10 protein-coding genes are annotated in these 14,780 nt (G+C 73.3%); 3 read left to right on the forward strand and 7 right to left on the reverse strand.

Going from position 1 to position 14,780, the window contains the following annotated elements; translation table 11 throughout:
• Positions 1-80: 80 nt before the first annotated feature.
• The 3 genes from ACSNOG_RS27725 to ACSNOG_RS27735 all read left to right on the forward strand — a co-directional run bounded on the left by ACSNOG_RS27725 (position 81) and on the right by ACSNOG_RS27735 (position 3,456).
• Positions 81-1,256 carry an FAD-dependent monooxygenase gene (locus ACSNOG_RS27725; protein WP_436755436.1) on the forward strand — a complete coding sequence of 392 codons (1,176 nt, stop codon included), beginning with the start codon at positions 81-83 and terminating at the stop codon, positions 1,254-1,256.
• A gap of 151 nt (positions 1,257-1,407) precedes the next feature.
• On the forward strand, positions 1,408-1,563 hold the full coding sequence (locus ACSNOG_RS27730; RefSeq protein WP_436755437.1) for a hypothetical protein: 156 nt from the start codon (positions 1,408-1,410) through the stop codon (positions 1,561-1,563).
• 3 nt (positions 1,564-1,566) lie between these two features.
• Positions 1,567-3,456, forward strand: coding sequence for an aKG-HExxH-type peptide beta-hydroxylase (locus ACSNOG_RS27735; RefSeq protein ID WP_436755438.1), 1,890 nt, complete (start codon positions 1,567-1,569; stop codon positions 3,454-3,456).
• A gap of 93 nt (positions 3,457-3,549) precedes the next feature.
• Here ACSNOG_RS27735 and fxsT read toward each other — a convergent pair whose 3' ends face one another.
• From fxsT to ACSNOG_RS27770, 7 genes are all read right to left on the reverse strand, one after another.
• Positions 3,550-8,013: an FxSxx-COOH system tetratricopeptide repeat protein gene (gene fxsT, locus ACSNOG_RS27740; protein WP_436755439.1), complete on the reverse strand. Its 4,464-nt coding sequence runs from the start codon at positions 8,011-8,013 to the stop codon at positions 3,550-3,552.
• Positions 8,010-9,149, reverse strand: coding sequence for an AAA family ATPase (locus ACSNOG_RS27745; protein WP_436755440.1), 1,140 nt, complete (start codon positions 9,147-9,149; stop codon positions 8,010-8,012). Before ACSNOG_RS27745 ends, fxsT begins: the two co-directional genes overlap by 4 nt.
• Positions 9,146-10,714, reverse strand: coding sequence for an effector-associated domain 2-containing protein (locus ACSNOG_RS27750; protein WP_436755441.1), 1,569 nt, complete (start codon positions 10,712-10,714; stop codon positions 9,146-9,148). Before ACSNOG_RS27750 ends, ACSNOG_RS27745 begins: the two co-directional genes overlap by 4 nt.
• Positions 10,707-11,795, reverse strand: coding sequence for an effector-associated domain 2-containing protein (locus ACSNOG_RS27755; protein ID WP_436755442.1), 1,089 nt, complete (start codon positions 11,793-11,795; stop codon positions 10,707-10,709). The genes ACSNOG_RS27750 and ACSNOG_RS27755 overlap by 8 nt, the downstream gene beginning before the upstream one ends.
• Positions 11,796-11,888: 93 nt before the next feature.
• Positions 11,889-12,242: a CU044_2847 family protein gene (locus ACSNOG_RS27760; RefSeq protein WP_436755443.1), complete on the reverse strand. Its 354-nt coding sequence runs from the start codon at positions 12,240-12,242 to the stop codon at positions 11,889-11,891.
• A gap of 113 nt (positions 12,243-12,355) precedes the next feature.
• Entirely contained in the window at positions 12,356-13,492 is a 1,137-nt protein-coding gene (locus ACSNOG_RS27765; RefSeq protein WP_436755444.1) for an alpha-hydroxy acid oxidase, read from the reverse strand.
• Complete coding sequence (locus ACSNOG_RS27770; RefSeq protein ID WP_436755445.1) at positions 13,492-14,748, reverse strand: ATP-grasp domain-containing protein; 1,257 nt, start codon at positions 14,746-14,748, stop codon at positions 13,492-13,494. Before ACSNOG_RS27770 ends, ACSNOG_RS27765 begins: the two co-directional genes overlap by 1 nt.
• Between the last annotated feature and the right edge of the window lie 32 nt (positions 14,749-14,780).

Here is a 14,780-nt window from a genome sequence, read left to right on the forward strand (position 1 = left end):
GGGGACGTGTGGGTGGGACGGGGGCGGGCACACGTCGGGTGCCGGGGGTGGTGGACGACGCGAGCGGGAGGCTGCACGCGATGAAGGCCTTGATCTGCGGCGGTGGGATCGCGGGGCTCGCCCTCGCGCGGTGCCTCGGCGACTACGGCTGGGAGGTGGTGGTCCTGGAGAAGGCCGACGGCCTCCGCACCCAGGGCTACATGATCGACTTCTTCGGCCCCGGCTACACGGCCGCCCGCGAGATGGGCGTGCTGCCCCGGCTGCAGGAGCTCGGCTACCCGGTGGACGCCCTCCGCTACGTGGACGAGAACGGGCGCGCGCGGGCCGGCCTGAGCTACGAGCGCTTCGGCAGGGCCGCCGGCGGCCGGCTGATCAGCATCATGCGGCCGGACCTCGAGCGGGCGCTGTACGAGAGCCTGCCGGGCAAGGTCGACGTGCGGTTCGGGACGGGTCTCACCGCGATCACCCAACGCGCGGACGGCGCCGCCGCGACGCTGACCGACGGCACGGAGGTCGAGGCGGACGTCGTCGTGGGCGCGGACGGCGTGCACTCTTCCGTCCGCCGGCTCGCCTACGGCGACGAGGAGCGGTACGTGCGCCGCCTCGGCTTCCACACCGCGGCGTTCGTCTTCGAGGACCCGGAGATCCACGCGATCGGCCGGAAGAACTTCCTCCTCACCGACACCGTCGACCGCCAGATGGGCTTCTACAGCCTGCGGGAGGGCCGCGTGGCGGCGTTCGCCGTCCACCGCACCGCCGACCCCGACCTGCCGGACGACCCGCGGGAGGTGCTGCAGCGGGAGTACGGCGGCCTCGGCTGGATCGTCCCGCGGGCGCTGCGCGCCTGCCCGCCCGGCGACGAGGTGTACTACGACCTGGTCGCCCAGGTCGAGGTGCCGTGCTGGAGCCAGGGCCGGGTGACCCTCGTCGGCGACGCCTGCTACGCGGTGTCCCTCCTCGCCGGCCAGGGCGCCTCGCTCGGCATGGCCGGCGCCTACCTGCTCGCCGAGCAGCTCGCCGAGGCCCCGTCGGTCGGGACGGCCCTGCGGCGGTACGAGGAGAGGTGGCGCCCGGTGGTCGAGGAGAAACAGCGGGCGGCCCGGCGGGGCGTGCGCTGGTTCCTCCCCGGCTCACAGGCGGCACTGCAGGCGCGCCGCCTGGCCCTGCGCGCCGCCCGGCTCCCGGGCGCGGACCGCTTCCTGGCGACGGAGCTGGCGGGCAAGACGCGGGGGGTGCTGAAGAGGGCGCTGAGGTGAGAGCGCTGCGAACTGCCCGTTCCACCAGGCAAGTTCATGGCTTCCCCGGCGCCGAAGGTTCGGCCACCATGGGGGTATGGCGTACACGGCGGTAAGTACCGGAACGGGGACCACCGGGAGCCTGCGGTCGGACCTCGTGGATCTCTCGGGCGTGTCCCTGGACGAATTGCCCGAGGTGGGCGGTCTGCAGGAGGCGCTGGCTGCGCTGCGGGACAGGCTGGCCGACACCTCCGCCCCGCTGTGCCAGGGCGAGATGACCGTGCCGTGCAGCAGCGCGTCCTGGGCGCAGAGCGGTTCACGGCCTTGACAGTTGATCAGCGCTGAGTCGTACCGCTTGCCGCTGCGGACCCTGTCCGCCGTCGCCACCGGTGAGGTGGGCGAGCCCGACCTGGCGCTCCTGGCGTCGGCGCAGCGCAGCCGCCTGCTCCTGGCCCTCGCGGCCGCCCAGGACCGCACCGGAACGCCCGGGACAGCCGGGACAGCCGGAACAGCAGGCCGTCCGCCCGCGACCACGCCGACGACTGCGCCCGCCACCCGCCCCGCGGCGGCCTGGGCGCAGCTGGCAGCGGTGCAGCGCTCGTGTCCTGAGGCCGTGGAGGCGGTCCTTCGCGACCCCGCCGTGGCGGCCTGGGCGTTCCGGCTCCTGCGACGCACGGCCCACGGCGCGGTGGCGACCCCGGCGGACGCTCCGCTCTGGGCGGGCCCGCCCCTCATCGGCTCGCTCACGGCGGCAGCCGCGGTCAGGGCACGGGCCCGCTGCTCCCTGCGCGTCCCGGCGCGCAGAGGCCGCCTCTGGCTGCCCTCGCTCGGCCTCACGGGGGCGGTGGCCCGGGGGGAGTGGCCGGTGGTGGGAGTCGAGTGCGGACCGGGCGGGACGGTGGTCTACGGCGACAGCGGCTCGGTCCGCCTGCCGGACGACCTGGCGCGCCCGGCGGAGGGCTGGTCGCCGCTGCCCCGCATCAGCGCGGACGCGATGCCCTGCGTGCGCGAGGACGGGGTGCCCGGCGTCGGCGCGGACACCACGAACCGCGGCGGGCTCGTCCTCGACCACCTCTCCCCGTACCGGGACTTCCGTTCGCTGAGCGATCCCGCGGACCTCCCGCCCCCCGTGCTCCGCGCCTGGGAGGTCAGGGTCGGCGAGGCCTTGGCGCAGCTGCGCCGCGACCACCCGGCGGCGTACCGCATGGTGTCGGGCACGGTCCGCTCCCTGGTCCCGGTCGACACGCCGAGCCCCTTGCGGCCCATCAGCGTCTCCGTGCCGGATGCGTACGGGGTGGTGATGATGTCGCTGCCGGAGGACGTGTCGGCGGTGTCGGCGACGCTGGTCCACGAGGCGCGGCACCAGCTCCTGACGGCCGTGGGCGACCTGACCCCCTTGTTCGTGCCGGTGCGCGAGGGCCCCGAGCGCCTGTACTTCGCCCCGTGGCGCGAGGACCCCCGCCCCCTTCGGGGCCTGCTCTACGGCGCCCACGCCTTCGCCGGTATCGCGGAGTTCTGGCGCGAACGCCGTCATCTGGAGGGCGAGCGGGCCGAGTTCGAGTTCGCCCTCCACCGCTGGCAGGTCCGCACGGCCCTGGCGGCCCTCCGCAACGCGACGGGCCTGACGGAGGCGGGAGGCCGGGTGGTGGCGGGGCTGGCGGAGGCGTCGGGGGAGTGGTGGGCGCTCCCGGTGTCCGGTGCGCCGCGCCGGCTCGCGGAGCTCTGCTGCAATGACCTGCGGGCCACTTGGCGCGCGGCTCACCTCGTGGTGGGAGAAGGGGACGCGGACGACCTGGCCCGGTGCTGGTCGAGCGGTGGCCCGGCCCCTGCCCTCCTGCCCGCAGTGCGCGGCATTGCGACCGGCCCCGGGACACGGGCCGTCGTCAGGACGTGGCTGGCCCGGCTGTGGCTGATCGCCCCGGAGGCCTTCGATCGCCTCCGGCCGGAACTCGCGGCCGGGAACGCCGACGTGTGGACGACGGCAGGGGCCACCGCCGCGGATGCGGCCCTGGTGGCCGGGGACACCCGCGAGGCGCTGGAGCGCTTCCGCCGGGCGGCTCCGGGCCCGGCGGCCTGGATCGGCCTCGGCCTGGCTGGCGGCCCGCAGCTCGCTCCGCTGGTCGAGCGCCCGGAACTGGTCCTGGCGCTCCACGCTGCCGTGGTGCGCAGCGGCGCGGCACCACCCGGGCCCGAGGAACTGGCCCGGTGGCTCCGCTCGTGACCCGGAGGCCGGGGCACGGTCGGATGACCGGGGCACGAGCAGATGACCAGTCGCGGTCAGATGACCAGTCGCGGTCAGATGACCGGGCCGCGGTCAGATGATCAGCATGTCGATGTCGCAGTTGGCCCGCAGCGAACAGACCGCGTCCCGCGTCGCCTGGTGATCGGGCCCCAGGACCTCTCGGAACGTCGCCAGGGTCGCCTCGTACATCTCGAGGGCCTCAGCGGTCCTGCCGAGGGCTTTGAGGTCGTAGGAGAGGTTGAGCCGGATGGCCAGGGTCTCCGGGTGGTCCTCGCCGCGCGCCGCGGTGCTCCGGGCGAGCAGGTCGACGCCCATGTCGTGGGCCTCCTGCGTCTCTCCCAGAGCGGCGAGATCACTGGCGAGGTTCGTCCGGGTCAGGAGGGTGAAGGGGTGGTCGGGACCGAGGATGGAGAGCAGCCCGTCAGCCGCCGCCCGGTTGAGGTCGCGCGCCTTGGTGATCTGGCCGCGAAGGCGTTGTGCCACGGCGAGGTTGGTGGCCGTGGCATAGGTGTGGGGGTGGTGCGCCCCCATGGCCTCGCGGCACAGGTCCATGGTCTCCTGGCCGAGGGCGACGGCAGCCGCGAGGTCGCCCGTCTGCCGGAGGTCGGTGGCGTGGTTGAGCGCCGCCCAGGCGTTGCCGTGGGTGTCGGTCTTGCGCCTGGTCTTGTACAGGTCCATCACCTGCGAGGAGAGCGCGAGCGCCCCGGCGTGGTCGCCGAGCTTGCGGCGGATGACGCACAGTTCGCGTGTCACCCAGCCGGTCAGCGCGTGGTCCTCGCCGAGCGTGGAGACGGCCTTGACCCGCAGGTTCTCCTGGCCTTCGAGGGCCTCCCGGTATTTGCCCAGTTCCCGGAGGTCGATGTACAGGCAGTGCCGGCTGAGCAGGGTCTGCAGGTGGTCGTCGCCGAGGACCTCGACCCTGCGGCGATGGGTCTCCTCGTCGTACTCGAAGGCCTCCTTGGCATTGCCCGCGAGGCGGAGGCTCACCGCGTAGTTGTGAGCGGTCAGCAGCGTGCCCGGGTCATCCGGGCCGAATTCCCGCAGGGTCGTCTCGTAGGCCTGCTGGTCCAGTTCGCGGGACCGGTAGAACTGGCCGCGGGCCCGGAGCAGGAGGGCCATGAAGCTCAGCGCGCGCTGGCTGGCCTCGTGGCGCTCGCCGAGCACCCTGCGGCAGCGTTCGACGAGCTCCGACTGGACCTCGTACGCGTCGCTGTACCGGTTGTTCCAGCGCAGGGCCTGCGCTCGCACCTGATCGGCGGCGATGACATGCTCGTCGTCCTCGCCGAGCTTCTGCCGCCAGGCCCCCGCGGCTTCCTCGGCGGCATCCAGCGCCTCCTCGTACTCGGTGCGGGCGAGGAGGAAGCGGATTTCGTTGAGGATCAGCTCCCTCGCCCACGGGTCTTCGCACTCCACCAGCTTCGTGGCCCGCACGTGCGGCAACAGGGCGGAGTAGCGGGGCCAGTCGGGCGAGCGCTGGGGATTCCGGGGGTCGGAGTACGCGAGGACCTGGTGCGCGCAGTGGCGCATCTCCTTGCGCTCCACTTCGCTCATCCGCTCGATGAGGACGCGCTGGACCAGACGGTGGACCTGCACGGTCGACTTCCCGTGGTCGATCCGGGCGAGCGCGTAGCGCCCGATCTCGCGGACGGCGCGGCCCAGCTTGATCGGGTCGTCCAGCGTCGCGCGCAGCGCTGCGGGGCCCTCGATGCCGCGGACCGCGGAGAAGAGGTACCAGTCGATGGGCTCGGGAGCGAAGAACGCGCAGACCTGCAGCAGCTGAAGAGCCGACGGGTGGTCCTCGCGGAGGCGGTCCAGGGAGACGTTCCAGGCGGCTGCGACCGGCAGGTCGTAGTCCACGGGCGGGGCGACCCGGAGCAGCTCCGCGTACTTCGTCTCGAACAGATCCAGGTACTGGTCCACGGGCATGCCGGTCTCGGCGAGCCACACGGCGGCCTGCTCCACGGCCAGCGGCAGGTCGCCCAGGGCTTCCGCCAGGCGGTCGGCGGACTCGTCGGAGATATGCGGACTGCGGCGCCTGATCAGCGAGACGCTTTCTTCGCGTGCGAACACATCGACCTCGAGTGAGCTTGCGAGGTGCGACCATTGTGAGTTGCGCGACGTGACCAACACCCGCCCGGGGCCGCCGTTCGGGAAGAACTTACGAACCTCATGCGGATTTTCGGCGTTGTCGAAGACCAGGAGCCAGTTCGAGTAGGGTTCGCCCACCCGGAGCGCCTCCAGGACCGCAGGCACGGCACCTCGGTCTGTGCCCGCCCGCAGGTGCATCCCTTCCCCGAGTTCAATAAAACTCTGCACGATTTGATTGCTCTGTTCGGATGAAATCCACCAGACAAGATCGTATTCTGTGCTGTTCCGGTATACGTATTCGACCGCGATCTGCGACTTGCCGACGCCCCCCATGCCGTGCAGCGCCTCGGGCAGAACGGCGGTGATCTCGTTGTCATTGGCCGTGAGCCGCGTGTGCAGCAGCGCCAGGAGCTCTTCGCGGCCGGTGAAGTTCCTGTTTTTCTGGGGGACGTTCCCCCAGAGCCGGGGAGGTGCTGTCTCGGTATGGGGAACGGTGAGCGGGGGAATGAATGGCGAAGGGGTGGACACGTAATCTCCTGGGCGCTCTGGCGATAGTGGGCCTTTCGGGTGGCGGGGAGCCGGGAGCGCGGTGGGTGGTGAATTCCCATCGGCCTCGGGCTTTTGCGGGGGCGCTTGGGAGGGCGGCGGCGCAAGCGCGGCCGGGCTCTCGTCCAGAAGTCGCTCGAGCCGTATTCCGCGCGCCAGGTAGGGCCCGGACACGGCGAGCAGAGCACTGCGCAGGGGCCGGACGAACGGCCGCGTCCTGTCGCTGACGGGGGGATCGGGCGCGTCGGCCTGCCAGGCCACCACGGTGGCGCCGCCGGGCACCGAGCACGCCAGACGGGGGCCGAGGTGAGTGGAGACCTGACGCAGGACCCCGATGGTCTCCGCGCGGGTGCCGAGCGCCAGCAGTTCCTCCCTGACGCCTTCGGCGAAGTCGAAGGAGACGTGCTCGGTGTCCTCCACGTCGCTGCCGTGGTCGGTGCGCCTCAGCAGCCCGAACAGCATGATCTCGGCGAGGTTCCAGTCCTGGGCGCCCGGCAGCGCGTGCTGGATCATGCGCATCACCGGGAGGTTGAGGGGCGCCGCCGCCAGCCGCCGGGCGAGGGCGAAGGCCGTCGGGGACGCCTTCCTGGCGAAGAGCCTGACGGTTTCGTCGGCGCGTCCCGGCAGCCACATCGGCGTGGAGCCGTGCGAGGGCAGTGCGCCTTGATCACCATCGGCGCCGGTGAGCAGCACGGCCAGGTCATGGCGGCCGCCCGGCGATGCCACGAGCCGGGCCCAGGTCCCGAAGGAGCCCGGTGTCAGCTCCAGCAGCGGCAGGGGCACGGTGGCGGGGCCCGGCCCGGGCTCCGGCGGGCCGTCGAGCCCGGCCGTCGGTCTGATCGTGCGCCCCACTGCGAGACGCCGGTTGGGGGCAGCGGTGCCGGGGGTGGTCAGCTGTGCCCTGACAGCGCTGGGCAGGGTGAATTCCCACAGCTCCTGGGGCATCAGGCTGAGGACGGCCGTCGGGGACCCCTGCGCGACCGCGCACAGGTAGGCGGCCGCATCGCCGTTCCTCCAGGCCATGGCGACGCCGTCGGTGACCACCAGCTGCAAGCAGTCCGGGACCGTGCCGCCCGCAGCCGGCACGGCCCTGCGGCGGCGGATCAAGGAGCCGACCGCCGTGACGTCCAGGCGTGAGGTGCTGATGCGGCGGAAGGCCGCCGTCTGCTCCATCAGCTCCCGGAGGCGGCGCACCGTGTCCTGCCACAAGGCCATCGACGGGCTCGTGTCGACCAGGAGCGAGAGGGAGAGGCGCCGCTCGCGGACCGGCCGGGTGACCGGTATCCACAGGCCCTCCGCCGCGACGCGCTCGGCCGTGGCCTCCTCGTCCAGTTCCCGGGCCCCGGATGCGGGGCGGGAGAGGCGCAGGGGCCTCAGGGCGCGGCCCAGGGCCAGGCTCCCGGGAAACGGCGGCGTCACCGGCCAGGCGTATGCCGCTGACGGTGTGCGCGGCATGGGCGGAAACGAGGCCGGGCCGACCGGGACGGTCCACGTGCCGCCGGCCTTGAGTGCGGTTTCCTCTACGGGGAGATGCGGCTCGCCTCCACCCGGCCCGGGAAGTGCGGATCCGGCCTCGGCTCCCTGGGGGCCGAGCGCGTCAACGGCCTCGTCGGCTCCGTCACGGGCAGGCGGGGGTGGCGATGTGCTCGGGGCGGCTGCCTGATCCCCCGCCGGCTCCGGGCCCGTGTCCGCGCCCCCGGCCTGGCCGGCGGGTGGGGCGTCCGGGGGCGTGCGCGCGCCCGGAGGCGTGGCGGGGGTGCGCTCCGGGGACCGGCCCGCCGGACGCCCCGGCTGCCACTCGTGATGGGGAGAGGCCGCGTCCTGGCAGGCGGCCAGGTACACCGCGTCCCGCAGCTCCAGCCAGGTCGGCGGTGACGACGAGCCGTTCGGCGGTCCGGTCATCGGGCCCCCGGCACGCGCCCGGTGCTGTCGAGCCGGTGCCACAGGGTCTCGGCGAGGCGCAGCAGGTCACCGCTCTCGTCCTCGGCGCGGTCGGAGGAGGTGGCGAGATAGAGGGAGTTGAGCAGCTGGTCGATGGAGAGCCCGCCCCGTTCCCTGCTGCGCTCGAGGAAGCGGGAGATCAGCTCGCCGCCCCACTGCTCGGCCGTCTCCGCGCCGAAGTGCGCCGCGAGCATGTCCGCGAGATCGCTCTCGTCAGGCTCCGGCATGTGCAGCACGAGGCACCGTCGCAAGAAGGCCGGAGGGAATTCCCTTTCGCTGTTCGACGTGATCACGATGATCGGAAAGGCCCGGCAGGTGACCGTCCCCCCGGTGATCTCGGCCTCGCCCTCGGGGTCGTACGTCATCACCTTGACGGACGGGTGCCTGCGCCGTGCCCGCAGCAGCTCCGGGATGGGGAAGGACCCTTCCTCGAAGACGCTGAGCAGGTCGTTCGCCAGATCGAGGTCGCTCTTGTCGAGCTCGTCGATGAGCAGCACGCGCGGCTCGGCGTACGGCAGCAGGGCGGTGCCCAGAGGGCCGAGCTGGATGTAGTTCCCCACGGCGGGCGCGTCGTCGGCGCGCTGCCCGGGTGTCTCGGGGGAGGCCGCGGGGCCGTCGCCGGCTGCTGCCCGGAGCGCTGCGGTGTCATGGACGCGGCCGATCGCGTCGTATTCGTAGAGCCCCCGCTGCAGGGTGCTGCGGCTGGTGATGTGCCAGCGCAGGACGCGGCCCAGCCGCAGTTCGCGACTGATCCTGTAAGCCAGGCTCGACTTGCCGGTGCCCGGCCTGCCGCTCACCAGCAGGGGGCGGCGCAGCAGCAGGGCGGAATTCACCATCTCCGCCTCGCGCCGTGCGAACGCGGACGGCCTGCGCATCGAAGGGTGGGCGCCGAGCCTGCGGACGGTCTCCTCGTCGTCCGCGGGCGGTGGAGCCAGCACGGGGCCGCCGCCGAACCGCCGCCAGGGCGGCGGCGGGGGCAGCAGATCGCCCAGCGTCGTGTCGCGCAGGCGCTCTCCGGTGCCTCGGTAGATCCACCAGCGGGGCCGCTCTCCGGGCTCGCCGGCGAGGGGGAGCGGGGCGTCGTCAGGAAGCGTCAAGGACCCTCCTCCCTGCCTGCGGGAGGGGGGACCGGGTGCGTGCCGGGCGCGACAGGCATCCGGTTCGGATCGTCCCACAGCAGAGCGACATGGCGGCCTACAAGAAAATACTCTTCAGGATCGCGGTCGCCGGACGAGATGCGCAATGACTTGACCAGACTCGGTAGGCCGCGGAGGTCGCGGCTGTTCAGTAAGGACCGGAGCGCGGTGCGGAAGGACGGGTCGAGCCCGTCCCTGCGGTCCCACAGCACCACGGGGACCCCTGCCCGCAACGCTGCGGCCAGCTCGTCGGGGCGGCCGTCCGGCCCCTCTTCCCCTTCTCTCCCTTCTTCGCTGCGAGCGCCGTCCGGTGGACGGCTGAGGACGGCCACGGCGGGAGGGGGATCGGAGAGCAGGTGACGCCTGCCGTCCTCCGGAAACCAGTGGACGCGTCCCGCGCAGCCGTCCGTGAAGTCCTTCCATCTTCGGGACCAACTCCCGTGCAGGTCACGGCGATCGATCCGGTCCAGACTCCTCAGAACCACGTGGTGGTCCTCCCCCAGCACCCCGTCCACCCCCTGGAACGGCACCTTGCGCCATCGCTCCACAGTCATGCCCAACAGCCCCTGCGGAAGCACGAATTCAATGGCAAGGTCACTCTTTAGATACGCCCATTCGCTCTCGGCTTGACGGATCAGTGAGCGCACCTCGCTCTCCGCGTCGCCGAGGTCGATTCTCCGGTCGGCCCCCCGGAGTTGGCCTTCCGGGTGTAATCGCCGCCAGTGCGACAGCAGCGCGTCGCCGCCCTGATCGGGCGCGAGCAGCGGCCGGATGCGGATGATCAGGTAGTTGGGAGGGTCCCAGACGCCGGAGTCGCCGCGGGGCGGGCTCGGCGCGGAGGGGGCGTCCCCGCCGGCGCCGGGAGCGCCGTCGGGCCACGGGCTGTCCTGCTGCCATGGGCCCGCCCGGTGAGCGGCGGGGTGCGGGTCGTGCTCGCGGGCCCATGCGACGATCCTGAGCTGGGCCGGTCCCTCCGCCCCGAGGGCCAGCAGCTGCTGCAGGACCTGGAAGCAGGGCAGGGTCTCCCCGGGGCGGGCGTTCAGCGTCGCCGCGTGCAGGAAGACCGTCCAGGGCTCGCTGCAGTGACCGGGGGCCGTCGGCAGGCGCCGGGCGTGCAGGAAGTCCGAGTAGCGCCGGTGCAGATCGGGAATGCACACGCCGTCCAGCAGCCGGAAGAGCTCGTCCCACTCCTCGTCGCTGAGGAGCTCCACCTCCCACAGTGCGGTGGCCACCCGGAGCTTGCGGATCGCGACCGAGTTGCCGTCCCGCACCTCCAGGCTCTTCACCAGCGGCGCGAGGCCCGTCGGTCCGTCGCACAGGTCCTGCATGAGCTGGACGACGAGGCCGCGCCGCTTCGTGCCGGCCATACTGTCGAGCGCCGAGCGTGCCGTGCGGCCGAATCTGAGGACGAGGTCCCGCAGGGACCCGTCGTCGGTGATGCAGCCGACCTCCATCACCGCGTCGACCAGATACCTCGGCGGCTCCGGCCGGGCGCCGCCCCCCGGGCCTTCGTACGGGTCATGCACAGTCCCCCGTTCCCTCCTCGTCGGCGATCCGTGGTGTCTGCCGAGCCTGCGCGCAGCAGATGCGGTCGAGGACGTCCATGGCGTAGCGCGCGGACAGCGAGCCCCCGGCCAGGTTCCGCACGGCCGCGCGCAGGGCCGGGCAGCCTTCCTCGTGGTCCATGCACGCGCGGACGACCGCTTCGAGCTGCTGACGGGGGAAGGCGTGCTCGCGGACCGCGCGGCGCAGGGGCGGTGGCAGCCCCGCGCGCAGGGAGCGGCCGGAGTCGTAGCCGATCTCCGGGACGTCGAGGAGGGCTTCAGCGAGCTCGTAGCGCTGCTCCGGCGGCGGCGGAGTGCACCTGTGCGGGCTCCCGGGCCGCCGGCTGACCGCCCCGGCGAGGGGCGGCCAGAGGTGCACGGCGGCCTCCACCGGCAGCATCCAGGCCGCCTTCACCGCCCGGTCGGTGTGGGCGGCCGTGATGATGCCGATCACGCGCGCCCGGTCCGGATCCCACACGGCCGCGCCGCTGAACCCGTGCTCCACGACGGCGCCGGTCGTACGGAGCGCGTCGAGCTGCAGCCAGTCCGGGCACGGCCCGCCGCCGCCCGTGAGACGGGCGGTCGCGATGAGACCGGCCGGTGCGTGGTGCGGGTACCCGATGACGGACACCGTCCGGCCGTCCGGCCTGCCGCACGGAGCGAGCCGGAGCGGGCCGCAGTCCCGTGGGAGACGGGGGTGCCCCGGGGCGAGGGCGAGGATGGCGAGATCGGCGCCTGCCCCGGCGTCCGCGTCGGGCGGAGGGTCGCCGGAGGGGGCCGGGCCGCCGGGCGTCCGGCCGAGCGGCGGCGGAGGCGACCAGCCGTCGGGCAGGGGACGGGCCGACGCCGACCAGTTCCGGCCGGGGAAGTCGACGGCCAGTTCCCGCGACGGCCCCCCTACGAGGTCGGTGACGACATGGGCGCAGGTCATCACGTGAAGAGAAGCGCTTCCGGAGCTCCGTCCAGCGTCCTCCCCGGCGATGCCCGGGGCCACCAGGAATCCGGCCCCCCACACGCCGCCGGCCGGTGAAAGGACGCGTACCTGCCCTCGATGCGGCCCCACAGCGATCGCCTCCCCCCGGCGTCACGCCCGTCCCGTCCCGCTACGCGGTCAAGTCTAGGAGTGGCAGCGGGAATTCAGCAGACCGCAGTGACGTCAGGGCCCGGACTCGCCCGTCGGCCGAGCGTCGCCCGCTTCGCGGCGCCACACCATGGCCACCTTGAGGTGCCCCTCCGCCTCCGTCTTCGCGATGACCGCACCGGCCGCCGCGTTGAAGCGCACCCCGAACTCGACGGTGACCTCCTGCGGGGGCCGGGGGAGGGCGATCAGCCGGTTGAGCGTCGTCTGTGCGACGCTCCGGATGCGGTCCAGGCCCTCCTCCAGGGACCCGGTCGCGTCGGCGATCGCGTCCCCGAGACGCGAGACGGCGACGATCCCCGGCTCGTCCTCGGCCACCTCGACGACGGCTTCCACGCCGTCCTCCGTACGGAACCTGATCAACTGGGTCACCGGGTCGGCCTCCGCCCTGGGAATGGCGCTGCGGATCGTCGGTCACGAATCTAGCGGCAGCAAGGGGGAGTTGACGGAGGATCGGCGGGGAACGCGGTGGTGCCTTTGTGTCCTTACTGTGGGGATCGCCAGGCCGGGCCCACGAGGTCCGGGGTCAGGGAGGCCGGGTTCGGGGCGCCCAGCAGGGTGAGGGCGAGTTCCGTCTCGCGGTGCAGCGCGCGGAGGGTCGCGCGGACTCCCTCGGCGCCGTCGGCGGCCAGGCCCCACACGTACGGGCGTCCGATCGCCACGGCGTCCGCGCCGAGCGCCAGTGCCTTCACCACGTCGGTGCCGCGGCGGACGCCCCCGTCGATGAGGACCGGTACGCGGCCCGCCACCGCCTCGGCGACGGCGGGCAGCGTGGTGAGGGGGGCGACCGCCGTGTCCAGGTTGCGGCCCCCGTGGTTGGACATCCAGACCCCGATGCCGGCTTCGGCCGCCCGGCGGGCGTCGTCGGGGCGCACGATGCCCTTCGCCAGGACCGGCAGCCCGGACACCGTACGCAGCCATTCGAGGTCGGACCAGCCGACCGCCGGGTCGATCCGCGGGTCGTGGATGCCCGGGTTCGCCGGTGCGGCGGCGTCCGGGCCGGAGCCGGCGGCGGCACCGGCCAGATTCACGGGTGCCCCGTGGGAGGGGAGCGCGAACCCGTTGCGCAGGTCCCTCTCCCGCAGGCCGGTCACCGGGGTGTCGACGGTGACGACGCAGGCCCGGGCCCCGGCCGCGCGGGCCCGGTGCACCAGGTCCTCCGTGAGGGCCCGGTCCCTTTGCACGTACAGCTGGAACCACCACGGCCCGGTGGCCGCGGCCCCGATCTCCTCGAGCGTCAGGGTGGAGAAGGTGCTCACGGTGGTGAGCGCCCCCGCGGCCGCGGCGCCGCGTACGGTGGCCGCTTCCGCCTCGGGGTGGAACAGCCCGTGCGCGGCGGTCGGGGCCAGCAGCACCGGCGACGAGAGCTCCGTGCCGTAGAGCGTGCAGCGCATGTCCACGCCCGGCAGGCCGGCGAGGACCCGGGGCAGCAGGGCCAGCCGCTCGTACGCCTCGGCGTTCCACCGCACCGTCCGCTCGTCCGCCGCGCCGCCCTCCAGATAGTCGAAGGCGGCGGCGGGCAGCAGTTCGCGGGCGGCGGCACGGAAGTCGGCCAAAGTGATGCGGCCGGGTCGTCCGGGGGCGGTCTGCGGCGGTGGGGACTGCGGCGGTGGGGACGGCATCACAGCGCCCCCTTGTCCGCGGCCCGTACCCGCAGGTGGAAGCTCAGGCGGCTCATCGCCTCCCGGGCGGCGGACAGCGCCTCGTCATTGGTCGGCGCGAGCGCACGGGCGTAGGCGACCCGCGACTCGGAGGACTCCAGGGTCCCGATGACGGAGTCCGCCCGGGCCAGTAGTTTCACCTCGGTGACGCCGGGCGTGCTGCGGGCCTCTTCGAGCCCGGTGGTCTCCGCGAGCACGCCCGTGGCGGGCAGGGCGGCGTACCAGATCGCCGAGCTCCGCGGGGCGCGCGGCTCGGCGAGCGTGGCGCGGATCCCGGGGAGCACCTTCTCGCCGACCGTGTGCCGTACGAGGCACTCGGCGATGTCGACCCCGGTCACGTCGCGGGCCAGGGCCGGGATCTCGTCGCCGCCCATGCGCACGTGCGTCTCGATCACCCGCGGTCCGGCCTCGCCGACGACGACCTCGGTGTGCGTGGCTCCGGACTCGATGCCCAGGGCGTCCAGCACCCGCTCCACGTAGGCGTGGACCTCCTCCTGCCGCTCCGGGGTGAGCTCCGCGGGCGTCACGTGGCCCAGCTCGACGAAGGTCAGCGGGTCCGAGTACTTGCGGGTGATCGCGACGATCTGGTGGTCGCCCGCCTCCGAGAACGCCTCGACGCTGAACTGCGGGCCCTCGTGGAACTGCTCCACCAGGACCCCGGCGCCGGGGAAGTCCCCGGATTCCCCGCCGGCCCGGGCGTAGGCGGCATCCGCGTCGCCCTCCTCGCGGAGCAGGGATATGCCCTTGCTGAAGGAGCCGCTGACCGGCTTCACGATGCAGGGAGTGCCGTGCGCGGCCAGGAACGTCCGCAGCTCGTCGGGGCCGGAGACCAGGGCGGAGGCGGTGGAGTCGACACCGGCCTCGCGCAGCCGGTCGCGCATGGCCTGCTTGTCGTACACCCAGGCGGTGGTCTGCGGTGAATGCGCGGCGAGGCCCAGCGCCTGGCCGATGACCGCGCACTTGTCCTGGTCGCGTTCGCCGAAGGCCACGATCCGGGTGAACGGATGGAGGGCGTGCACGGCCTCGGCGAGCGCGGTCCATTCGGCGTCCGGCGCGTCGGGGCGGACCCCGATGACCCGCGTGTGCTCGGTCGTCTCGCGGAGCCTCGGGATGTAGTCCAGGCGCAGGATGACCGTGGTCTGCGTGCCGGGCAGGGCTCGGCGGACGCGGGTGGGGAGGTCTAGGCCGCTGCCGACGACCAGGACGTGCTCGGGCATGACTGTTCACCTCGGGGCGAGTGGGCGGGGAG

It is taken from the genome of Streptomyces sp. URMC 124 (assembly GCF_051386455.1).
In the GTDB taxonomy this organism is placed as follows: domain Bacteria; phylum Actinomycetota; class Actinomycetes; order Streptomycetales; family Streptomycetaceae; genus Streptomyces.